Annotated in this window: 20 protein-coding genes and 1 tRNA gene; 15 read left to right on the top strand and 6 right to left on the bottom strand. The window is 37.9% G+C overall.

The genetic code is table 11. The annotated features are described in order from the left end of the window. The 10 genes from MWU78_RS00005 to dcm form a co-directional block, all read left to right on the top strand. Nucleotides 1-669: transposase (locus MWU78_RS00005; RefSeq protein WP_246993762.1), on the top strand; the 669-nt coding region annotated here is incomplete at its 5' end. A 289-nt stretch (nucleotides 670-958) separates the two neighbouring features. Then, on the top strand, nucleotides 959-2,194 hold the full coding sequence (locus MWU78_RS00010; protein WP_246993764.1) for a site-specific integrase: 1,236 nt from the start codon (nucleotides 959-961) through the stop codon (nucleotides 2,192-2,194). After that, nucleotides 2,194-2,880, top strand: a complete 687-nt coding sequence (locus MWU78_RS00015; RefSeq protein ID WP_246993766.1) for a hypothetical protein — start codon at nucleotides 2,194-2,196, stop codon at nucleotides 2,878-2,880. The genes MWU78_RS00010 and MWU78_RS00015 overlap by 1 nt, the downstream gene beginning before the upstream one ends. Before the next feature lie 80 nt (nucleotides 2,881-2,960). Further along, on the top strand, nucleotides 2,961-3,263 hold the full coding sequence (locus MWU78_RS00020; RefSeq protein WP_246993769.1) for a helix-turn-helix domain-containing protein: 303 nt from the start codon (nucleotides 2,961-2,963) through the stop codon (nucleotides 3,261-3,263). Next, nucleotides 3,257-3,475 carry a hypothetical protein gene (locus MWU78_RS00025; protein WP_246993771.1) on the top strand — a complete coding sequence of 73 codons (219 nt, stop codon included), beginning with the start codon at nucleotides 3,257-3,259 and terminating at the stop codon, nucleotides 3,473-3,475. Before MWU78_RS00020 ends, MWU78_RS00025 begins: the two co-directional genes overlap by 7 nt. Nucleotides 3,476-3,571: 96 nt before the next feature. Continuing rightward, a complete protein-coding gene (locus tag MWU78_RS00030; RefSeq protein WP_246993773.1) occupies nucleotides 3,572-4,408 on the top strand; it encodes a hypothetical protein in 837 nt (278 codons plus the stop codon). Between the two features lie 4 nt (nucleotides 4,409-4,412). Then, nucleotides 4,413-4,805 (top strand): hypothetical protein, encoded by a 393-nt coding sequence (locus MWU78_RS00035; RefSeq protein WP_246993775.1) that lies wholly within the window; start codon nucleotides 4,413-4,415, stop codon nucleotides 4,803-4,805. Nucleotides 4,806-4,945: 140 nt separating this feature from the next. Beyond that, on the top strand, nucleotides 4,946-6,064 hold the full coding sequence (locus tag MWU78_RS00040; RefSeq protein ID WP_246993777.1) for a hypothetical protein: 1,119 nt from the start codon (nucleotides 4,946-4,948) through the stop codon (nucleotides 6,062-6,064). 7 nt (nucleotides 6,065-6,071) lie between these two features. Continuing rightward, nucleotides 6,072-6,917 (top strand): hypothetical protein, encoded by an 846-nt coding sequence (locus MWU78_RS00045; protein ID WP_246993779.1) that lies wholly within the window; start codon nucleotides 6,072-6,074, stop codon nucleotides 6,915-6,917. Next, a complete protein-coding gene (gene dcm, locus MWU78_RS00050) occupies nucleotides 6,910-8,232 on the top strand; it encodes a DNA (cytosine-5-)-methyltransferase (RefSeq protein WP_246993781.1) in 1,323 nt (440 codons plus the stop codon). The genes MWU78_RS00045 and dcm overlap by 8 nt, the downstream gene beginning before the upstream one ends. Nucleotides 8,233-8,319: 87 nt before the next feature. Here the strand turns inward: dcm and MWU78_RS00055 are convergent. Further along, nucleotides 8,320-8,393 (bottom strand) — tRNA-Ile (locus tag MWU78_RS00055). A 201-nt stretch (nucleotides 8,394-8,594) separates the two neighbouring features. Beyond that, nucleotides 8,595-9,023 carry a methylmalonyl-CoA epimerase gene (gene mce, locus MWU78_RS00060; RefSeq protein WP_246993783.1) on the bottom strand — a complete coding sequence of 143 codons (429 nt, stop codon included), beginning with the start codon at nucleotides 9,021-9,023 and terminating at the stop codon, nucleotides 8,595-8,597. Nucleotides 9,024-9,209: 186 nt separating this feature from the next. On the opposite strand from mce, the gene rbfA reads away from it, so the two are divergent. Further along, nucleotides 9,210-9,602, top strand: a complete 393-nt coding sequence (gene rbfA, locus MWU78_RS00065) for a 30S ribosome-binding factor RbfA (RefSeq protein ID WP_246993785.1) — start codon at nucleotides 9,210-9,212, stop codon at nucleotides 9,600-9,602. Between the two features lie 2 nt (nucleotides 9,603-9,604). Further along, nucleotides 9,605-10,813 (top strand): FtsX-like permease family protein, encoded by a 1,209-nt coding sequence (locus MWU78_RS00070; protein ID WP_246993787.1) that lies wholly within the window; start codon nucleotides 9,605-9,607, stop codon nucleotides 10,811-10,813. Here MWU78_RS00070 and dusB read toward each other — a convergent pair. After that, nucleotides 10,810-11,805 carry a tRNA dihydrouridine synthase DusB gene (gene dusB, locus MWU78_RS00075; protein ID WP_246993789.1) on the bottom strand — a complete coding sequence of 332 codons (996 nt, stop codon included), beginning with the start codon at nucleotides 11,803-11,805 and terminating at the stop codon, nucleotides 10,810-10,812. The two genes, MWU78_RS00070 and dusB, sit on opposite strands and share 4 nt — an antisense overlap. Nucleotides 11,806-12,391: 586 nt before the next feature. Here dusB and MWU78_RS00080 point away from each other — a divergent pair. Beyond that, nucleotides 12,392-13,600: an MFS transporter gene (locus tag MWU78_RS00080; protein WP_246993791.1), complete on the top strand. Its 1,209-nt coding sequence runs from the start codon at nucleotides 12,392-12,394 to the stop codon at nucleotides 13,598-13,600. A gap of 69 nt (nucleotides 13,601-13,669) precedes the next feature. Here MWU78_RS00080 and MWU78_RS00085 read toward each other — a convergent pair whose 3' ends face one another. Beyond that, entirely contained in the window at nucleotides 13,670-16,072 is a 2,403-nt protein-coding gene (locus MWU78_RS00085; RefSeq protein WP_246993793.1) for an outer membrane beta-barrel family protein, read from the bottom strand. 340 nt (nucleotides 16,073-16,412) lie between these two features. Here MWU78_RS00085 and lepA point away from each other — a divergent pair, with 340 nt between their 5' ends. Continuing rightward, nucleotides 16,413-18,209, top strand: a complete 1,797-nt coding sequence (gene lepA / locus MWU78_RS00090) for a translation elongation factor 4 (RefSeq protein WP_246993795.1) — start codon at nucleotides 16,413-16,415, stop codon at nucleotides 18,207-18,209. A 120-nt stretch (nucleotides 18,210-18,329) separates the two neighbouring features. On the opposite strand, the gene MWU78_RS00095 is transcribed toward lepA, so the two are convergent. Both MWU78_RS00095 and MWU78_RS00100 read right to left on the bottom strand, forming a co-directional pair. Beyond that, a complete protein-coding gene (locus MWU78_RS00095) occupies nucleotides 18,330-19,802 on the bottom strand; it encodes a sodium:solute symporter (RefSeq protein WP_246993797.1) in 1,473 nt (490 codons plus the stop codon). A gap of 96 nt (nucleotides 19,803-19,898) precedes the next feature. Then, nucleotides 19,899-21,761, bottom strand: a complete 1,863-nt coding sequence (locus tag MWU78_RS00100; RefSeq protein ID WP_246993799.1) for a sodium:proton antiporter — start codon at nucleotides 21,759-21,761, stop codon at nucleotides 19,899-19,901. Nucleotides 21,762-21,997: 236 nt separating this feature from the next. Between MWU78_RS00100 and MWU78_RS00105 the strand changes: the two genes are divergently transcribed. Continuing rightward, entirely contained in the window at nucleotides 21,998-23,779 is a 1,782-nt protein-coding gene (locus MWU78_RS00105) for a cation:proton antiporter (protein ID WP_246993801.1), read from the top strand. Nucleotides 23,780-23,799 lie beyond the last annotated feature (20 nt).

Consider the following 23,799-nt stretch of genomic DNA (forward strand, 5'->3'; position numbering starts at 1 on the left):
AAGAAAAGGGCAACGGTCAAGGAAATCACCCTGGATATGGCGAACTCGATGAAGACCATCGCCAAGAAGTGCTTCCCTAAGGCAATACAGGTCACCGATCGCTTCCACGTACAGAAGCTGGCACTGGAAGCCCTTCAGGATATCCGGATCAAGCACAGATGGGACGCCATAGACCTAGAGAACGAACAGATAAAACGGGCAAGGGCAAAGAACGGGACATTCGTCCCAAAAGAATTCAGCAATGGGGACACCAGAAAACAACTCTTGGCCAGAAGTAGGTACCTCCTTTATAAATCGCCCAACAATTGGACCCGGAACCAATCCGAGAGAAGTAAAATATTGTTCGATCAATATCCCGATATAAAAATTGCCTTTGACCTGGTCCAGGGGCTCAGAAACATATTCAATACGGCAACCTCTATACAAACGGCATATACCAAGCTGGCACATTGGTACAAGGACGTGGAAAACACAGGCTTCAGGGCCTTCAATACCATTGCCAACACAATATCCCTCAACTATAGGTCTATCCTCAATTATTTTATAAACAGGAGCACCAATGCTTCGGCAGAATCATTCAATGCAAAAATAAAAGCCTTTAGGGCTCAATTCAGAGGAGTCAAAAACATAGAATTCTTCCTTTATAGATTAACTACAATATTTGCATAAACACAACAATTGTTCTTGATCCTATACTATTCTCCCCAAAACCCTATGTTTACTGGGCTAAAAAGAAAAAGTCCAACCTAAATTAATAAGTTGGACTTATGGTCTGGTGGTCCCACCTGGACCCCTTATATCTTGATGCTATTTTATCATATTTTATTGTATACTAGGCTTTTAACCCCTATACACAGTAACTTTATACACAACCCGCAACAAGCCAAAAACAAACCAAATTAAAATTATTCGTCCCCTTATTCGTCCCCTAACTTAGTTTTTTACATATATTTGCTTCATGGCAAAAGCGAAATTTATACTCAAAGAACCTTCTTCAAAAATAGAAACATTAGTCTATATGTTTTACAATTATCAATACAAGAGGTTTAAATATTCGACAGGGGAAAAGATAAATCCAAAGTTTTGGAATCCTAAAGCGCAAAGAGCAAAAGAGTCTAAACAATTCATAGAATATCCCGAATTTAATTCCCGTTTGGATAAATTAGAAAATGGCATGAATAATGCCTTTCGAAGATTACTTAATGACGGGATACAGCCTAATAACGAAATCCTAAAAAAGGCTCTTGAAGCTGAATTATCAGGTAACATTCTACAGGGTAATAAAAAGACCTTTTTTGATTTTGTTGAGGGCTACATAGAAGAGAGCAAATTAAACAAGAAATCAGGTACAATTAAAGTCTACAATACCATTTTCAAGTATCTAAAAGAATATGCTATAAAAATAAACAAGAGTGTAGATTTTGAATCTATCACATTGGAGTTTTATAATCAGTATACAGCATATTTGTCAGTTGATTCCAATCTTTCCGCCAACACCGTTGGCAAGCATATAAAGACAATTAAATCATTTATGAACGAAGCTACTGAAAGAGGTTATAATCAAAACCTAGAATTCAAGAAGCGAAAATTTAAAACCTTAAGGGAAGAAGCGGACACTATTTATTTAAATATTGAAGAATTAAAGCGAATGGAAAAAATAAATTTATCTTCTAGCCCTAGATTAGAAAAAGTTAGGGATTTATTTCTAATTGGCTGTTATACTGGCTTGCGTTTTTCTGATTTTACACAGATTAAACCCGAAAATATTGTTTCAGATAAATCTATGCTCCAAATTAGAACACAAAAGACTGGAGAACGAGTTTCAATTCCACTTCACCAAACTGTAAAAAACATCCTGAAAAAATACAATAATAATCTTCCTAGTGCGTATACTAATCAGGTTATGAACAAATATCTTAAAGACGTCGCTAGTTTAGCACAATTAAAGGATGAAGTAGAAACAACCATTACCAAAGGTGGTGTTATGAAAAAAGAAGCTGTAAAAAAGTTCAACTTAGTTACAACTCATACAGCGCGGAGAAGTTTTGCTACCAATTTATTTTTGGCAGATATTCCCGCAATTTCCATCATGAAGATTACAGGACATAAAACAGAACGTTCCTTTATGCAATATATCCGGGTAACTCAAGAACAAAACGCAGATAAATTATTAAACCATCCATTTTTCAACTAATGCAAGAAGAAACCGAAAATTATTTTATAGAGGCTTTTGAAGAAAGATTAACCGAAGTAAAACACACTAAATATTTGATTAAAAATGAGATTAATCAAATTGAAGTCTTTACAAGCGATGGGCGCGATTTCAAGCCATTTGATAAAGACTATAATTATGATACAAGTTGTTTTTCCGATGTTGTGGACTTTGGAAATCGTGTTTCCTTTAATAATTATTTCCATCAATATTTAATGCACGGGGAATGTGAGCTTGGAATAATGGGAGTAACTGAAGAAAACGAACTTGTACCAATTGATATTGATGATGATGAACCTCTAATTGCCGTAATGAAAGAAGCTATTCTATTCGCCCAATATTATGAATGGCTAATTAATCTACAATCTGCCCAAACCAAAAAACCTGCAAAAGAACCACTATCCCAAAAAGAAAAATTATTGGCACTCCATTATTTAAAAATTGACTTTGGGGAAAATCAAAATAATAAAAACATGGCCAAAGTCCTTTCTCTTATTTTAGGACTGGGTGAAGAAAACATTAGAAAGAACCTATCTTATGTATCTGCTGGCAAAAATGAAGTTAGAACCGAAAACAATTTAAAAAAAGTTCTCCAATTATTTAAAAACGAGGGATTTAACGACCTTGCAACAACAATTAACCAAGACATAGAGAAAATAAAGAAATAAGGTTGTGGCTACCCCACTAACTACCACAGGTAATCATAAAATCATATTTGCGCCATTGTTTAATAAAATAGAATTAAATCATGGCAAAATTAATGTTGAGTACTTTGGAGCTTTCCGACATCAAAAAAGTTGTTGAGGAAGTTATTGAAAACAAGTTAAAGAACTTGAACCCACAACCTGAAAAGGAAGGGCTAAAACTCTTATCAAGAAAAGATACGGCAAAACTTCTCTGTATCTCCTTACCAACACTTCACGAATGGACAAAAACTGGGATAGTTAAAGCTCACAGAATAGGGAATAGAATTCTCTATAAACTGGAAGAGGTCAACGGTGCTTTGAACATGATTCAAACATCCAAAAAAGAAAGGGGGCTATCATGTTAAAAAAGAAAAATGATTACTCCGCTATCGTATTTTTTGAAGAAGGAACCAAGCCAAAAAAATGGCAATATGTCCACAAATTGAACGGCTTTTCAATGTTCCTAAAAAAGAGCCATCCCAATTGGCAATATATGAACGTCTACAATAGAAGAACTGGCAGTTTTATGCGCAGATTCCAAAGGGATAGCTTCATTCCGCCGTTCATCACAGAATAGTTTCTTTTTTTTAACCTTTAAAACAACGCACCTTCAATTAGAACCTTTAATAATTAACCTTTTAATGGTTTTAATTAATGTACAACGATTCAGATTATGATAGTAAAGAATACATACGGAACAAGCGTAGCTTTTTCCACTAGGCAATTTGGGGTAGTTCCCAAGGATGAATTTTCAGGCTCTGCGCTTCAACGCAAAAAAAAAGAACCCGAAAAGGATAAGCCCAGGCCCAAGCCAAAAAAGGATGATGGCAAAATAAAACTGCGGTCCCTCTCTAGGCGGTCCAAGCAAAAAATCAGGAAGAAAATAACCTGCTTTGCACGATGCTATAAACGATTAAGTTTTGTTACCCTCACCTTTCTGAACAAGGTAGAGGACAAACAAGCGGTCGATGTCCTTAGAAAATTCTTGGACAACGTTAAAAAACGTAGTACCGATTTTCAATATGTGTGGGTAGCGGAAAGACAGACCAAAAACGCAGAATTCGAGGGCAATGTTCATTTCCATATCATCACCAATAAATATTGGAAAATAGATAAATGGTGGAACTACTGGCTGGACTTGCAAAAAAAGAACGGGATAGAACCTAGGGAAAAAGAATTCAAGCCCTCTAGCGCATTTGATGTAAAACAATTAAATTCCAGTAACATCAGGTCAATCGCATCTTACGTAACAAAGTACGTTACAAAGAACAATGCAAAATTTAAATGTCAGGTCTGGAACTGTTCTAGGCGCGTTTCTGAACTGTATACAGACTTTTACACTACTACGGAGTTTACGGACCAATTTAAGCGCCTAAAAGCCGTAATAAAGGAGACTGTGATTATTGGGGAAAGAAACCAACCCGCCCTAAACATAAAAATGATTGACCTGAACAGACAAACTTTGCCCCTTTATAAAAGATTGGACGATAAAAACAAAGCAATAAAATAACACTATGAAACATATAAATTTTACAATAAAAAACGAATTCGGAGAACCAACAAGCTACAAAGCCAATAGCAAAATTATTAAAGGGCTTCATATAACTACGGACTCCTCAAAAGTTCAGCATAATTGCGACAACCTGAAAATTATAGTGAGTAGGCCAAATTTAAAATTAGGGATATTTGATAACGTTAAAGTTACCGTAATAGGGGAAATTTGCATACTTACAATATTAGAATTGGGCAATACGCAAAGTCAATTTTTAATTCAAAAAGACTTAGATATAAACAAATTAAAATGGTCGGTTTCTAAAAAACTAAATGGCTATTATCATAACGCTATTGAAAAAGCGTATGTAACTATGATGATATTTAATTTTAATAACCGTTTAACTTCAAGTTAAATAAGTTGTGGTTTCAAGATATCTATGGCATCATGAAACTTTAAGTTGCTTTTGGAAAAGTAAGTTTTCTGCATCAGCATACCCTTGGTTGTTATAATACTTTATGAAATATTGTATATGTTTGTATAAACTCGTTTGTAATGAATAATATTGACGCAATTCCTTTAAATAAATTACTTTTAGATAAGGAAAACCCTAGGATTCATCAAAACATATCAAACCACATTACTCAAGTTAGCCTTGCTGAATTCATATATGATAATTTTGGTATAAGTGACCTGAAAGATTCAATCCTAAAAAACGGCTACTTCCCTGTTGAGCCAATGGTCGCGATTCCGGCTAATGATGGTGAAGGAAATTTTATTGTTGTAGAAGGAAATCGAAGGCTAACCACAATAAAAATATTGTGTGATGAAGAATACAGGAATAAGTGTATTTCACAGGGAAGAAGAGAAGATTATACAGCCTCAGCAAAACTAATCAAAAGCCTTCAAGCAATTCCCGTCGTTGTAGCTGCGAATAGGGCTAGTGTTACGGCATATTTAGGAGTTAGGCATTTAGGAGGTGTTGTTCGCTGGGAGCCTCTTGCGCAATCAAAATACGTTTATAAACAGATTTTATTAAAAAAAGAAAGTATTGTAAACGGTACAGTAACAGATGCCATTTCAGCATTTGTTGACGAAACAAATAATAAAAGGTCAGATGTCTTAAACCATTTTTACAAATATTGCATATATAAGGACATGCAAGAAATTATAGAGGCTGACCCAAGAATAGAGGCTTCAATTGACAATAAGTTTTCACTTCTTGAAGTGGCACTTGGCAAAACAGGAAGAGGACCTGTCGCAGATTATATAGGTATTTCTAGCTATGCAAGATTAGACCCCGAAGACTACGAGAATATCATACCCGAGAATAAAGAAAATGAAATTAAAAACATCATAATTTGGGTTTTTTCTGTAAATCCACCAATAAAAGAAAGTAGGGAAATCAATAAATATCTTAAACCTATTTTAAGTAGTATTACTTCTACAAAGGCTTTTGAATCAGGTGAGGATAAAGACACCGCCCTTTTACTGTCCGACTCTTATGATAATATCGTTAGGAACTCAAGTTCTGCCGTGCACAAATCTCTGACTCATATCCAACAAAATTGGTCAAAAACTCAATCTGACAATAGAGAAGATTTACTTAGAATATATAAAGCCAACGTTATTGATAAAGTAGAGAGCACTAATATAGCTGTTGATTACAAATAGATATTGTATGGATAGTCCTATTGATGTTATAGAAAACAGAATATCACTCCTAGATTCAATTATTGTTTTTGAAGATATAATTGATGAATATTTGAGTGAAACGTATACGGATGAAGAAATACAAGAAATGGATATTTTGAGCTTTAGAAAGCGTCAATTAGATTCTCTTCAATATAGATTCGCTGAATTATACAATCTAAATGTTTTAAGTCCTCAAAACGGATTTAGTATTTTACAAGTAAAGGATAATGTAGACCTGAATATAAAGAAATATATACACAGGTTTTTATCTTACAAATCGGTAACTGGCGGTAGTAATGCAAATGCAGATGGTTCAGCTGAACTATTTGAAGATATTTCTGCAAACGCTGTGAAGAATTTTTTAGGTGATGGGTCGAAAGTAATTATGGTTGGTGAAGGAAGATCAAATCTTACCATAGAGCGATTAAATGAAATCTCCAATCTAATTGTTGAAAAGCCAGGCGTTTATCACAATCTTCCAGGTAGGGCAAAGGATGATGGGGTTGATTTCATTGTATACAAGCCTCTAGATATAAGGAATACAGGCAATTTAATAATTTTAGGGCAAGCTTGTGTTGGAAAGCATTTCGAGGAGAAAAAAGTAATACATCAAAGGTGGCAAGATGAGTATATTACTTTTGCCATTAAGCCTCCAACGACGTTATTAAGCGTGGTTTATTTTTTAGAATCTGATAAATTGAGGTCTGTGCATTCAGAATTTGGAAATTCAATAGTTTTTGATAGAGGACGCATTTTGAAGTTTTATGATATCTCGGATGACCTACTAAATACTCGGATAATAGATTTTGTAATAGCAAATATAAATGACTGAAAAAAAGTTGAAGTTTATTGACCTATTTGCGGGGATTGGTGCTTTTCACATTTCCCTGGAAAAACTTGGACATAAGTGTGTCTTTGCATCAGAATTAAGTTATGATTTAAGGTCTTTATATAAAGAAAATTATGGTATTGATTGCCAGGGTGACATAACTAAAATAAGTATTGAAAGCATCCCTAATCATGACGTATTGTGTGCTGGATTTCCGTGCCAGACATTTTCTAAAGCAGGGAATCAAAATGGAATGAAAGAGGCTAGAGGTAAACTTTTTGATGAAATATTAAAAATTTTAAGCTACCACAAACCTAGATATTTTATTTTAGAAAATGTTAGAAATTTATTAATGCATGATTCTGGTAATACTTGGAATTATATATCACATAAATTAGACGAATTAGGATATTTTTTTGATAAAAGAATTCTTTCACCACATCTAATAAATATTCCGCAACACAGGGAACGTATCTTTATTGTTGGAAGTCTGAAATCAATTGATATTGAGGAAATGCAATGGCCTCCAAAAGAAGATTATGTAAATTCTGTAGATTCAATATTGAATAATGACGAAATTGACTCAAATTTAGAGTTAGAAAAAATAAATGTATTAAATACATGGGGTGAGTTTTTAAATGAACTGCCTAAAGATGTTGAGCCATATAGACCTTTATGGTCTATGGAATTTGGTGCAAACTACCCCTTAGACGTTGAATGGGAATCTTTGCCATTAAATGAATGGCATAAATATAAAGGAATGTATGGGTATCCACTAAAAAGTTGCGATAGCTTGGAACTAGTGTTTGAAAAATTGCCCAACTATGTTAAAACTCAAAAAGGTATTCCCCCTACTTGGAAACAAAAATTTATTTACAATAACAGAACATTCTATAAAGAGAATAAAAAATTTATTTCTAAAACAACTTTAAATAAGATTAAAGATTTTAAATTAGAAAGTTGGAAAAAATTCGAATGGAATTGCCCAGGCACCCAACGTATATTCTATGATAAACTAATTCAATTTAGAGGTTCTGGTGTTAGAATTAAGAAGAATAATTATCTGCCATCATTAGTAACTGTTTCAACTCAAATTCCAATTATCGGAAAATATATGAGATATATTCTTCCAGAAGAAGGAGCTAGAGTTCAATCACTTCCTGAACAAATAAAATTACCAGAAACTAAAACTGCCTCTTTTCGAGTTTTAGGTAATATGGTCAATGTTGAATTGGTTTATAGAGTTGCTTTTCAATTATTAAAGAACTACAATAAAGTACCTACAGAGGAAACAATTGATATATTTGAAGAAGTATAAAATAAAATTATCGTCCCCTAATTCGTCCCCTAAAAAGAAAAAAGCCCCGTAAACTTAGTGTTTACAGGGCTTATCAAGCGTTTTCCGTGGTCCCACCTGGGCTCGAACCAGGGACCACCTGATTATGAGTCAGGTGCTCTAACCAACTGAGCTATAGGACCGTTTTAGTACTCTAACCTCCCGATAACTATCGGGATGAGCTATAGGACCATTTCCTTTTTTGCTTCTGCCTTCAAATACGCTTATCTGAAAAAGCAATCGGGAACCGCAAATTGCGGATGCAATATTACTACTTATTTTCCAACACTGCAAACAAAATTACAAGCTTAATTGGGCTTAATTATACACTACCTCCGCAAATATCATTCCGTACCGCTTTGGGGAGTTGCCAAAAGATCTTCCTGGCAAAGCTCTATCAGCACCCCATTGGTACCCTTGGGATGTAAAAAGGCCACCAATTTATTGTCGGCACCCTTTTTGGGAGTTGCGTTTAAAATGGTAAATCCCTCCTTGGCCAAACGCTCTATCTCAGCTTCTATATCGTCTACAGCAAACGCAATATGGTGTACCCCCTCTCCCCTTTTCTGCAAAAATTTTGCTATGGGGCTATCCTCATCTGTCGCTTGTAATAACTCTATCTTATTTGGACCTGCCTTAAAAAAGGACGTTTTAACTCCCTCTGAAGCCACCTCTTCAATTTTATAATGTGGCACACCCAGTATTTTTTCAAACAAAGCATTGGATGCTTCCAGATCATGTACCGCTATTCCCAGATGTTCAATTTTGTTCATTTTTACCATATTTAACCTTTACCAATATATTTGGGTCTTGGCTATTTTCGCCGCCTCCCCATCAATTAATTGGATAGCCTAAAGGGCTTGCCCACCCCCTACCTCAAAAATACTACATTCCACATAATCCAAGGCTAATCCGGTCCCAATCATAGAATCTATATAAATATATCGTATTTTTGCCCTATGGAAACACAACGACAGAAGAAAATAGGCGGGGTAATACAAAAAGATATCGCGGATATTTTACAACGTGCGGCAACCGATGGTGGACTAAAAGGTACGCTTCTTTCCGTATCCAAGGTATCGGTCACCTCTGACCTTTCCATTGCCAAAATATATGTGAGCATATTTCCTGCTACCAAAGGCAAGGAATTAATGGAAGGAATTAAATCCAACCAGCCCATGATCAAGCACGAACTGGCTCAACGTACTAGGCATCAGTTAAGAAGGGTTCCAGAACTTTTATTCTTTTTGGATGATTCCTTGGAATATATAGACGGCATTGAAAAATCGCTTAAGGGCGAAGAAAATCCTGTTAAGAATCCTGACCTGTTGGAGAAAAGGAAAAAATCATAAGATTGAACTTCCCTTTATACATAGCAAAGCGGTACTTACGTTCCAAGAGTAGCCAAAATGCCGTAAACATCATCAATTTTATTACTTTTCTGGTCATCGTTATTGGATCGGCAGCCTTATTTATTGTGCTCTCCGGTTTTGCGGGACTGAAAACCTTTAGCCTTTCCTATACCAACATGGTTGATCCAGATCTAAAGGCTTTACCACTAACTGGTAAATTCTTTAGCGTTTCGGAATCCCAGGACAAAGAACTTCAGCAACTACAGGGTGTTGTTGCCTATTCCAAGGAAATTGAGGAAAAGGTATACCTGACCCACGACCAAAAAGCACATATTGCCTATATAAAAGGAATAGATTCAACCTTTATAAAAACCACACCTATTGATAGTAGCCTGTATTTTTACGGAGATTGGGCCATAAACGGATTACAAGGGGTTGCCGGACAAGGAATCGTTAATCTTTTGGGATTGAGCATCAATAATTTTAGAAGTCCACTAATTATTCGTGTTCCTAAACCAGGTAAGGGACTCCTAGGACAGCGCCTATTAAAGGACAGCTATAATGAAACCTCTCTTATCATAAGTGGCATATATCAAATTGAAGAGGAGTTAGATCGAAAATATATTTTTGCGGATCTGCCATTGGTCCGGGCTTTACTGGAAAAAGATAGTACCCAGATATCCGGCATAAACTTTAAATTGAACAATGATGCCAATATTCCTGATCTGAGGCAACAAATCGAAGCTATTTTTTCTGGTCAAATAATTCTCAAGGATCGCCGGGAATTGAATAGTACCCTTCACCGGATGTTAAATACGGAGAATCTGGCCACCTATCTCATCTTTACACTTGTACTTATCATTGCCCTATTTAATGTGGTAGGTGCCATTATTATGATGATTTTGGACAAACAGCAAAACTCCAAGACCTTGTATAATTTGGGTACGACCATAAAGTCTCTTAGAAAAATATATTTTGTACAAGGTATTTTGGTAACAGGACTGGGCGGCCTTATTGGCGTGTTTCTGGGTTCCTTGTTAATATGGTCACAATTGGCCTTTGGATGGTTAAAAATAACGCCTAGCTTGTCCTATCCTGTAGAATACGGATTGATCAACGTATTTATTGTTTTGGCCACTATTATTGTATTGGGGATAATTGCTTCCCTGATTGCCAGTAGTAGAATCAATAAAAAATTAATAGCACATTAAACCATAAATTCGAAATCGCCGAATTTTTCCATAACCTCATCAAAAGCTTCAAACACATCAACTGAATGATCACTGGTGACCATTTTCATGCGGTACTCCTTAAAATTGGGAATTCCCTTGAAATAGTTGGTATAATGCCTTCGGGTTTCAAAAACGCCCAATTGCTCCCCTTTCCAATCTATGGCCATTTGTAAATGCCTACGGGCTGCCTGTACTCGTTCCTCCATAGTTGGAGGGGCGGCATGGGTCCCTGTTTTAAAATAATGCTTCACCTCTTTGAAGAACCAAGGATATCCAATGCTAGCACGACCTATCATGGCTCCGTCCAATCCGTATTCATCCCTCATTTTCATGGCCATTTCAGGAGTATCCACGTCACCATTTCCAAAAACCGGAATATGCATGCGTTGGTTGTTCTTTACCTCAGCAATAGGCCTCCAATCGGCTTCCCCCTTGTACATTTGTACCCTGGTTCTCCCATGAATGGATATGGCCTTGCAGCCAACATCCTGTAAGCGTTCCGCTACTTCCACAATTTTAATGGAATCGGAATCCCATCCCAAACGGGTTTTTACCGTAATTGGCAGCTTGGTATGTTCTACCATGGCCTTGGTCAGCGATACCATTAAGTCGATATCCTTCAGGATGCCGGCTCCAGCTCCTTTGCTCACCACTTTTTTTACAGGACATCCAAAATTGATATCGATAATATCGGGCCCTGACTTTTCCACGATCTCTACAGACTGTAACATGGAGTCTAGGTTGGCCCCAAAAATTTGTATCCCCACCGGACGTTCCTTTTCATAAATATCCAATTTCATGACGCTTTTGGCGGCATCACGAATAAGGCCTTCCGAAGAGATAAATTCGGTATACACCACATCTGCTCCCTGCTCCTTGCACAAGGCGCGGAAGGGTGGGTCACTAACATCTTCCATTGGTGCAAGCAACAATGGGAAATCCGGTAATTGAATGTCTCCTATTTTAGGCACAGTATATATCCTTTAAATTTTGGGACTGCAAAACTACTGAAAAAATCGCTAATCCAATATTAGGAAGCTGAAAATCAGTATTTAGTATTAAGATATTAGGCAATTGCAATCAAGAAAGAATTATGAACAGTAAGCAATGGCAGCGGGCAAATTCCAAAATAGACTATGGTTAAAGAACTACTGATTAAGCCCCGTAGAAAACTAATTCCTTTAAATTTAATGTTGGGCGTTCCCCTAATGGGTCGCTCTTTCCACTATATCTTTTTTGGTCGCAACCCTGTTTGTTCCGGTTTAGATTATTATCCACTCTAGGATTTGGGAAACCTTGCGGGACAAGGCAATAAAACGCCAAAAAAGGATACCGCTGCAATAGCTAACGCAAAAATCAGTTTTAATTACAAAACCCCGGGTTTTAATATGAGCCAAAAATCTGCCTTCTACCCTTCGGATAGGGCTTAGGGAGGGGAATAGAAAAAGGTTCAAGCAGGTTGTTACAAAAAATATATCACCTTTAAGGAACCATTAACCTATAGGACTTTTATATAGAGTATCTTTGCCGGTCCAAAAATGAATAAATAATTCTACAATGAAAGGGCAAACCAATGTTAGTTTATCTGATAAATGGGCCAAAAAATTAAATATTGATGTTGTTGTAATAATATTGGGAATCCTTTTTATTGCAGCTAATTTGCGGGCTCCTATCACTTCGGTAGGACCGGTAATCACAGAAATATCCGAAAACCTAAATCTTTCACCTGCCTTTATCGGACTGCTTACGGCCATACCACTAATTTCCTTTGCGGTACTATCGGCCTTTGCCCCTAAGGTAGCTAGGAAAACAGGTTTGGAAAGACTACTGCTATATTCCCTATTGGTCTTGGCCATAGGATTGTTTATCCGTTCCGTAGGAAATGTTCCTTTGCTATTTACAGGAGCGGCCCTGATAGGGGCTGCCATTACCATGGCTAACGTACTGATGCCCGCTTACATAAAAAAGATGTTTCCTAACAAGGTAGGCCTTGTTACGGGCATGTATTTGGTTTCCATGAACTTTACCTCCGCCTTGGCCGCTGGCTTTAGTATCCGTATCGGGCAAGCTAGTGGAATGGGCTGGCAAGGTTCTATAGGTGTTTGGGGAGTATTGGCCGTGATATCCTTATTTATTTGGTATCCCCAGGTCAAAAATTCCCCTACAGTCGCTGTAGCAAGCAAGAAGACTTCCACTAAATCTCTTTGGAAGTCCGGATTGGCGTGGAATATAGCCGTATTTATGGGGCTTCAGTCTCTATTGTTCTTTAGTTTGGCCGCCTGGCTTCCCGCTGTTCTACAAAGTTGGGGAATGGCTGCAAGTCGTTCTGGATGGATGCTCTCATTTATACAAATGGCCCAATTGCCCATTATGCTCATTGGTCCCATCCTAGCGGCAAGAATGAAAGACCAGGTTATTTTGGTTTGGGTCTCCTTTACTTTACTGATTCTAGGATTGGCAGGTATTATTTTTGGAAAGACCAGCTTTATTATTCCTTCCGTAATCATTATCGGGATTTCCCTTGGTCTGGCCTTTGCCCTGGCCATGATGTTTATGGTACTGCGTACCAGGACCACCTCCGAATCGGCCGAGCTCTCTGGCATGTCGCAAACAGTAGGGTATATTATAGCAGCATGTGGACCTCCCCTATTTGGTGCGCTCTTTAGCCTTACAGGCAATTGGCATGTACCTTTGGCGTTATTGGTGGTATCGGCTATTGCTTTGTTCTTTGTAGGATTAAACTCCGCAAGGAACCGCTATATATAAGAATAGCAGAAAGGAAGTTTCGTGGAAAAACAGTAGGGTTTATAGAAAGTATGGATTGAGGTCGGATTATTATAGTCGATCCCGTTCATCCGTATCCTTGGATTTATAATTGTCCCGAATCTTCATATTGCCAAAATTATATCTAAATCCAAGGGAAAATATTCTTCCATTCGGCCTGTAAATCGATATATTATCCTGGTTGCCATATTTACGGGTATTTTTTAGTTTAAACTGCTTAAAAATATCGGTCAATCCCATAGTTATGGTTCCTTTTTTCCCCCAAATATTCTTTTTTAGCGAAATCCCCCATTCATTGTAGTATTCCTGTCTGGAATTCCCAATAACTATCGGGGAAACATAGGAATAGTTAAGGCTGGCAGTTAAAGATCGGTCTTCCAGAAGGGTAAAATTATTGTTGAACTGCAACAAGAGGGTCCACAGTCCTTGATCCAAGGATTGTAGTGATAGAATATCGGTAAAGCGCTCTGTCCCGTAATAGTATGAGGAAAGGAAATAGGTATCCCAAGAATTCGTTATCTCTTTCCTATAAATAAAATCCAGTCCATAGGCCAATTCCCTATCCGTATTGTCCGTTATAAATCTCAGAAGTTTGCTTTCATTGTCCTGAAAGGTCAACAGTCTCATAACATTCCTATGATATCTATAAAAAAGCTCAAAGGTGTAATCCCTGTTATAGGTATAGGACATTATTACAGAATTCTTAAAGGAAGGCTGAAGGTTTACATTGCCCTCCACCACCGAATTATTACTTTGAAATACCTGAAAAGGATTAATCTTATTGTAACTGGGCCTAATGATACTTCTTTTGTAGCTAGCCCCGAATCTATGTTTTCTGTTCGGGTTAAATTGAAGAAATAAGGTAGGAAACAATTCCAAATAATGATTCTGAATCTTGTTCGTACTATTGCTGAAATCCCCTTGTGTTTCAGTATACTCGGCCCTTATTCCAGATTTCATGGTCCAATTGTTCCAATTGGCATCAAAGCTGGCGTAGCCGGCAAAAATTTCTTCATCGTAAAAAAATGTACCATCCTCTGTAGGTTCTATGCCTTCCTGATCTCGGTTAAAACCTTCCTGGGCAATATAACTTTCGGAGTCAATAAGTGCATATTTTATACCGGATTCAAAATTGGCATTTTCTCCTATGGGTGACGAATAATCTACTTGAACACTAAATAATTTGGTATGCTGCTGATTAAAGGTGCTAAAGTCGTTCTCTCCTACTGTGGTCCCGGTCCCATCATAAAAATCGGTTTCCAAAGCTTGGTTTTTATCGTAGTCGTAGTAGGTGAAATGTGAATTAACCCCCAATTTAGACCCGAAATCATTGAATTTATGTACATAATCCAAATAAAAGGCGGCGTTGATCGCTTCAAACTTGGCATCGTTCACAGTTAAAAAACCAGAAGTACTGCCATTATTGGCATCCTGTATTTTAGTATCGGAAAAATCTCTGGTCAAATAAGATGGAGTAAAGGTACTTATGGAAGAAAAACTGAGGGTATTATTGTCGTCTATGGCATAATCCAAAAAAGCGCTGGTATTGTGTTTCCTGCTTCTGTAGATAACCTCCAAGTCAGAAGTCCAGGTTTCCGTAATTTGGCCATCCTCCATAAAATTGGTGATATCCGTATAATTCGTTAATATCTTGTTCTGGGCATAACTATAATTAAATGAGGCCTCTAACCGCCTACTTTTAAAATAGTGACTGGTACCAAGCATTTGACGCGGAAATACACCTTGGCTATATCTGTTATATACGGCACCATTATACCCGGCTATTAAATTCTTTTTCATTTTAATATTGATCAAGGTACCACCCTCGGCATCATATTTTGCTGGTGGTGTAGTAATGACCTCAATAGATTGCACTCCCTTGGCTGAGGTACCACTTAGAAGATTTAGTACATCTTCAGGTGGTAGATTTACCTTTTTATCGTTGATCATTATTTGTACCCCACCTTCACCCTTTACCGTAATCTCATCATTCTTTACAAATACGGTTGGGGTACTCTTTAGAACATCCCAAATATCGGAATCGGAAAGCGCCGTATTTTCTATATTAAATACCAAACGATCCACCTTTTGTTCCAAGGTCGGCTTTTTGGAGATTACTACCACCTCATTTAATTCCTGCCCAATGGCATCTATAAAGAAGGTATCAACCATTAAATCAGAATTAACATCCACCAATTTGTAGCTAGAATAGTTCCCTATATAACTGGCCCGAATTAAGTATTGGTTGTGGATTACGTTATCGAAATAAAAAAAACCTTTTTCGTCAGAAGCGGCACCCTTGACAAAACTGGTATCCGATACTTTATAAAGCAGTATATTTGCAAAGGCAACATCTGCTCCGTCAGTTTGCTTAACATGTCCTGAAACCTTGTATTCCTGACCCGTAGCAGGGATGCTTAATAGAAGAAGGAATAAGGTAGAAACCTTTGACATTGTCACAAACGGCGGCATATTCGTTATAAAAATTTTAAAGTTAACTTTTTATTAACTACCCACAATGTTTTCTCTAAACTTTGTAGTAAAAATCTACCAACCGGGAATTAGCCTCTAGAAATTCCCTATAGTTAGCTACCAAATTGAATCCCAGCCCTTGCATATAAACGAGACTGGAGATTTTTACTTTAAAAATCATGGATAAAACCTATCTTTGCAGTTGCTTTGGTTTGCAATGATGGTTCATTGGAGCGCAAATCATGGAAAATGGGAAACTGAATTGCCTTTGGCATCTATTTATTTTGTTAAGGGAATTTCAGTCCAAGTAAATACAGCATAAATGAAAAACATAAGGAATTTCTGCATTATTGCACATATTGATCACGGTAAAAGTACATTGGCGGATAGGTTATTGGAATTTACCGGTTCGGTGACAGATCGCGAAAAGCAAGACCAGTTATTGGATAGCATGGATCTTGAACGGGAGCGTGGAATTACCATTAAGAGCCACGCCATCCAAATGGATTATGAATATAATGGCGAAAAATATGTACTTAATCTTATAGATACTCCGGGACACGTGGATTTTTCCTATGAAGTATCGCGATCCATAGCCGCCTGCGAAGGAGCCTTATTAATAGTGGATGCCGCGCAGAGCATCCAAGCCCAGACCATTTCCAATCTTTATTTGGCTTTGGAAAATGATTTGGAGATTATTCCCGTTTTAAATAAAGTAGACCTACCAAGTGCCAACCCAGAAGAGGTTACCGATGATATAGTTGATTTATTAGGTTGCAAGCCAGAGGACGTTATCCCAGCAAGTGCTAAAACTGGCTTGGGTATACAGGAAATTTTGACCGCCATTATAGAACGCATTCCGGCGCCCAAGGGCAATGTGGATGAATCCCTACAAGCTTTGGTGTTCGATTCTGTTTACAATCCGTTTAGAGGGGTAGAAACCTATTTTAGGGTTATAAATGGTGAAATAAAGAAAGGTCAAAAAATAAAATTTGTAGCTACAGACAAAAACTATTACGCAGATGAGGTGGGTACCCTCAAATTGATACAACACCCAAAACAAAGTATAAAAGCCGGAGACGTTGGCTATCTTATAACCGGAATCAAAGATGCAAGGGAGGTAAAAGTGGGTGACACCATTACGGATGCCGCCAGCCCTACGAAAAATCCTATCGGAGGATTTGAAGATGTTAAGCCCATGGTATTTGCTGGTATATACCCAGTTGATACTGAAGACTACGAAGAACTCCGTTCTTCTATGGAAAAATTACAGCTAAATGATGCGTCCTTGGTATTTACACCAGAGAGTAGTGCTGCACTTGGGTTTGGATTTCGTTGTGGTTTCCTTGGGATGTTGCACATGGAGATCATCCAAGAACGTTTGGAGCGCGAGTTTGATATGACGGTAATCACAACCGTACCCAACGTAAGTTACCACGCCTTTACCCGCAAGAATCCAGATGTGCCCATTATTGTTAACAATCCATCAGATTTACCAGACCCTTCTACTTTAGATCATGTAGAGGAACCTTATATCAAGGCCACAATTATAACAAAGGCCGATTTTGTGGGTAACGTTATGTCCTTATGTATTGATAAAAGAGGGCTGATTACGAACCAAACCTACTTAACCACAGAAAGGGTTGAATTAAATTTTGATATGCCCCTGGCAGAAATTGTATTCGACTTTTACGACAGGTTAAAAACAGTATCCAAAGGCTATGCCTCATTTGATTATACCCCAATTGGTCTGCGAACCTCAAAATTAGTGAGGGTAGACATACTTCTGAATGCCCAGCCAGTGGATGCTTTGTCCGCATTAATACATGCAGACAATGCCGCCAATATTGGTAAAAAAATGTGCGAGAAGCTCCGGGAACTAATTCCAAGACAACAATTTGACATTCCTATTCAAGCTGCTATCGGTGCCAAAATAATATCCAGGGAAACCATAAAAGCCTTGAGAAAGGATGTAACTGCCAAATGTTATGGTGGAGATATTTCACGAAAGAGAAAATTGTTGGAAAAACAAAAGAAAGGTAAAAAACGTATGCGTCAGGTTGGAAATGTAGAAATACCCCAGCAGGCATTTATGGCGGTGCTTAAACTGAACGACTAATCAGGTTATATAGGGCTGAAATATTGCCCAAGATTATTATATTGGCAACTCCTTGCCAATAATTTTAATATAGATTTTTTATTTGAAGAATTCCCCAATAGAATAGAATAGAATACTATCCTATTGGGATTTGGCGGTTTCTCCCTTGCGCTTTACCAATAACAATCCCAATATGGTAAGTCCGGCATTGACGGCTATATTAATAAACCCGAAATCGAAATTAAAGGTCTGGGAAAAGTAGACGCTCAGTAGATAAGTAAGTACCGGTGCCATTAGGCAGATAATAGGTACCCATTTATCCTTAACCGCTATCTTGGTGAACATTCCCAACATATAAAGTCCCAAAAGAGGTCCATAGGTATACCCGGCAACTTTAAAAATAAGCGAAACAACATCGCCCCTACTGTTGGAAAACAACATAATTATTATAAATAGTACTGCAGAAAAACCAAGCAAAACCCAATTTTTAAGCCTTTTTTTGTCAGCACTGGACTTGTGTGAAATATCCAGAAAATCATAGGTAAATGAGGTGGTTAGAGCCGTAAGGGAGGAATCCACACTGGAAAATGAAGCTGCAATGATCCCTAATAAAAAACTGATTCCGGCAAAGACTCCCAAGTGGTTCAATGCCAAATCGGGAAACAGATTGTCCGTATCCAAAAGTGCTCCATTTTCACCTACGGCCAAACTAATGCCATTACTCTCAGCATAACTGTATAATAAAATTCCCAAACCTAAAAACAAGAATTGGGTCATGGCCAGAATTAAGCTATAGGTCAGGGTGTTTTTTTGAGCATCCCATTGATTTTTACAGGTTAACGTTTTTTGCATCATATTCTGATCTAATCCGATCATGGCAATAGCCACCAGAATACCGGCTATAAACTGTTTAAAAAAATTATTGCTCGATTTACTCTCCCAATTGAACACTTTAAAATACTTATGCTCCGTAACCTGTTGTACCGATTCTGAAAAGGACAAATTTAGGGAGGTAGTAATTGTATATATGGTAATTATAGCGCCCAAGACCAAAAAGGTTGTCTGCAAAGTATCGGTCCAAACAATGGTCTTTATACCAGACTTATTGGTATATAGCCAAACCAAAAGAAGGATAATTATTACCGTAATGGGAAAAGGGATGTTGAGCTTATCGAAAAGTGCAAACTGAAGAATTTTTGAGGCCAGTAATAACCGTAGTGCAGCTCCAAAGGATTGGGATACCAAAAAGAACAAAGACCCCGTCTTATATGTTTTAACCCCATACCGCTGATCTAAATAACCATAAATGGAGACCAATCTTAATCTATAGTACAGCGGAATCAGGACGAAGGTAATGAACAAATAGCCCACAACATTCCCTAGAATAAATTGGTAAAAATAGAAATTGTTGTTGCCGACCATCCCGGGCAGGGAAACAAAGGTAACTCCTGAAAGCCCGGCCCCCACCATTCCAAAAGCAACCAAAAACCAAGGCGATTGCCGGTCCCCTGTAAAATAAGACTCATCACTTCTATTTCTTGAAGTGAAATATGATATGGTCATCAATAAGACAAAATAGATGATAATGATGGCTAAAACGAAAAGTGGATTCAATACAGTTGGATTTTATTTTAATTTAAAGTACGGTCCTTAGTGCTACAATTTTATGACTGTAAATACAAGGGCATATTAGCCAGGCAATCTTAAATATTAAGTTGAAAGCTTATTTTTGGGCTTTTTTTCCCTATTATCAGCATCCAACAATTTACCAAGATACACTAACTTACATCCTTCTTGAATGTCTTCAAAATTCTTGCTAAACGATGAAATAATTTTCAGGTCCCCATCCGAGGTCTTAACAAAAATGGGAATAATATCCTTATCTGCCTTGGTAATTTCAATGAGGGCTTCATAGTGTTCCTTGCCCTTTAATTCAATTTCATGTATCACTGGATTACTCCTGGCGGCCTCGGTCAACGTAATAAAGTCATCGGTATGTGAAAAAAGACCTTCTTGTGGATTATTGTCAGGGTCGTTCATCTCATCGGTATTAACCAGTCTAAATGAACCGTGTTCCCCAAATTCTTTTTTGAAGGTGTCGATCGCGTATTCGTTAATATCCGAGTTACCGGTCAATGCCATTAGGTAACCAACGTCGTTCAGTTCTATATTGTCCGTTAAATTATCGGAATATATGTTGGCGACAAAGGCTTCCAGACCTAGGTTTTTGGCCTTTTCAATATTATTTTGGTTGCTATCTATCAAAACCACATGTCTGTTGTTCTTCTTAAGATAGCTTGCTATTAATCTAGGGACCTTCGAAGCTCCAACGATGAGAATTCCTTCGGACTTTTCTAAAAACACCCCCAACAATTTCGCCATAATCCGTGCGGTGGAGGCATTTAGCAGTACGGTGCCCAAAACGATCATAAAGACCAAGGGTGTAATATATTCCGCACCCGGTTCCTCTCTTAAAATCAATTTAGAACCAAAGAGGGATGCAATACCGGCAGCAACAATACCCCTAGGGCCAACCCAACTAATAAATAGCTTTTCCCTGAAGTTAAGTTTGGAGCCCATAGTACTCATAAATACCCCCAACGGTCTTACCACAAAAACCACTATGGCAAAAAGCAATAGCGTGTTGGGACTATACAACAATTCCAGTTCGGGTAAATTCATACTGGCAGAAAGAAGTATGAAAAGCATAGAAATTAAAAGTATACTAAGCGACTCCTTAAAATAGAGCAGTTCCTTGATATTTGGCAGTTGGGTATTCCCCATGACCATGCCCATAACTACTACTGCCAACAGCCCGGATTCATGTGCAAAAAGTTCGGAAATGACAAAAACCGAAAGCACTACGGACAACGATACCACATTTAACAAATAATGAGGAACATAATTTTTTTTAATAACCAAGGTCAAGGCATGTGCAAAGCTAAAACCAAAAGAAAACCCCAACAAAAGCACCTTTACAAACTCTAAAAGTCCGGTTTGTGTATAGCCTTGTCCTTCCCCGATGCTTATGAACTCAAAGACCAATACCGCCACTAGTGCACCAATGGGATCAATCAAAATGCCCTCCCATTTTAATACAGCTGATAAATCTTTCTTTAATGGAATATTCCTAAGAATAGGGGTAATAACAGTTGGTCCAGTTACAATTATAAGTGCAGAAAACAAAAAAGAAATTTGCCATGGAAGCTCAAAAATAAAATGAGCGGCCGTTCCCGCTAAAAAGAAGGTTACCGCACTGCCCACTGTAATCAATTTTGTAATTACGGGCCCCACTCTTGCTACCTCGGATCTTTTCAGGGTAAGTCCGCCCTCAAATAAGATAACACCAATAGCTAGGGATACAAAATGATAAAGGCTCTCCCCTAAAAACAAACCCTCGGTCTTATTCCAGATTGGTCTGATCAATTTAGTGCCGTCCTCCGTAAACAAAGTAGATATTGGTCCTACCAATAAACCTATAAGTATAAGGGGCAAAATAGCTGGTAATTTAAACCGCCATGCAACCCATTGTGCAATGATACCTAGAACGATTATTCCCGCAAGTTCTACCATAAAAAAATTTGAAGCAATATAGGTTTTAATCTAGAAAAAATCCATCTATGATAAAAAAACCTTGGACACGGCTTTAAAATTGACCGCTTTTCCTATCCAAAAGAAACTTATTCATTGAGTATGGTTTAGGATATTAACCCTTTTCTAAACTTGGGAATATAATATGGTTCTTACTTGCCAATTTACTAATATTTGGTTATTTTTTCATCTGTTTCCCCGCAAACAAATTTAATCCTATGGTAGAACTAAATATAGTAAACCTGCTAATGGTATTGTTGGCCGCTTGGCTTGGAGGAATATTTGCCAATCGAATAGGTTTCCCGTCTATTTTAGGTGAACTTCTAATAGGAATCATGCTGGGCCCGGCTTTGTTCGGAATTTTGGAAACTTCCGATGCCCTGAACATTTTGGCCGAGGTAGGAATCCTTTTTCTCATGGCCTACATTGGAATGGAAATCAATTTTAAGGATCTGGGAAAAGCGTCATGGGCCGGTTTTCTTGCAGCTATTGGAGGATTCGTGGTCCCCTTCGCACTTGGCTATTATACCATACTATTTTTTGATGGTACACCTATAGCGGGTCTATTTGTGGGTATTGCAGTTGGGGTTACTTCCCTGGCCACCAAAAGTAGGATTTTAGTAGACCTAAAGCTTTTGGATACACGAATAGCCTATGTTCTTATGGCCGGCGCCCTTATTTCAGATACCTTGGCACTTATCATTTTTGCAGGAATTATTGGTTTTGTCGATGCTGGCAGCGTAGATTCCATTGGTCTTGCCTGGGTGGCTGGCAAGGCCATTCTATATTTCTGCTTGGCAGTATCAATAGGTATTTACATATTTCCCCTGTTGGGAAAATTACTCACGAAGGCCAAGTTAACGGGGCGGACCTTGCTTTTTGGCATTTTGGTCATTATTGTGTTGGGTTTTTCCGAATTGGCCGAACTTGCTGGATTGCACGGTATATTGGGATCGTTTATGGCCGGACTGTTCATAAGGGAAGGTATATTTTCCAGACAGGTTCTCAAGGATGTTACCGTGGTCTTCCACGATGTCTCCATCGGATTTCTAGCGCCCATATTTTTTGTTACCGCTGGCTTTCATGTTACCCTAGAAGTTTTTCAGACAGATCTGGCCCTATTGATATTGATAATCGTAGGGGCCGTTGTTGGTAAAATTTTTGGAACCACCTTGTTTTACCTGCCAAGTGGTTACGGTTGGCGTGAAGGTTTCACCATAGGGACCGGTATGAACGGAAGGGGAGCTGTAGAGATAATTATTGCCGGTATCGGCCTTCAAATGAATATAATTTCCCAGGAAATTTTTTCAATATTGGTGTTTATGGCCATTTCCACGACCCTAACCGTACCCATATTTCTCACTTGGACCACAAAATGGCTTAAAAAACGTGGTGAACTTGTAAAACAGGCTGCACGAAATGGATATCTGATTCTTGGAGCAAATCCGTTGGGACTATACATCGCCAAGCAACTTGCCGAACAGAGCGAAGTAATCCTTATCGACTACAATAAGGATCTGGTGAACGAGGCCAATGCACACGGATTAAAAGCAATCTATGGAAATGGATTAAGGGAGGATGCGTTCGAAGAAGCCGATGCCCTATCCAAAAATACGTTTATAGCACTGACCGGCAATAGTGAAATTAATCTACTCTCCGCTCAATTGGCCTACAACTCATTTTATATCCCCAACAGAATAGTCCTTGTTTCGCCCCTTGAAGATGGGGCTGGCCTAAATCTACTGGATCATATGGATGCCTCTTCCATGTTTGCCAATAAGACCGATCTGGTTCCCTGGTCCTATAAAATTTCTACCAATGATTTTATGGAACATTTAGAAAAGGTTGATAAGGAAATTACCCCTCGCAATTGGGTCAAGAATAATTCCAATAGCAAGGATATCCTACCGATACTAATTCTTGATGAATCCGGGATTAAACGTCCATTTCATTACAAGGAGATTATTCGACCAAAGGAAAGTGTCATATATCTTCAATAGGCAGGTTTGGCAGAAAATTA

This window comes from Arenibacter sp. F26102, assembly GCF_023015865.1.
GTDB lineage: Bacteria > Bacteroidota > Bacteroidia > Flavobacteriales > Flavobacteriaceae > Arenibacter.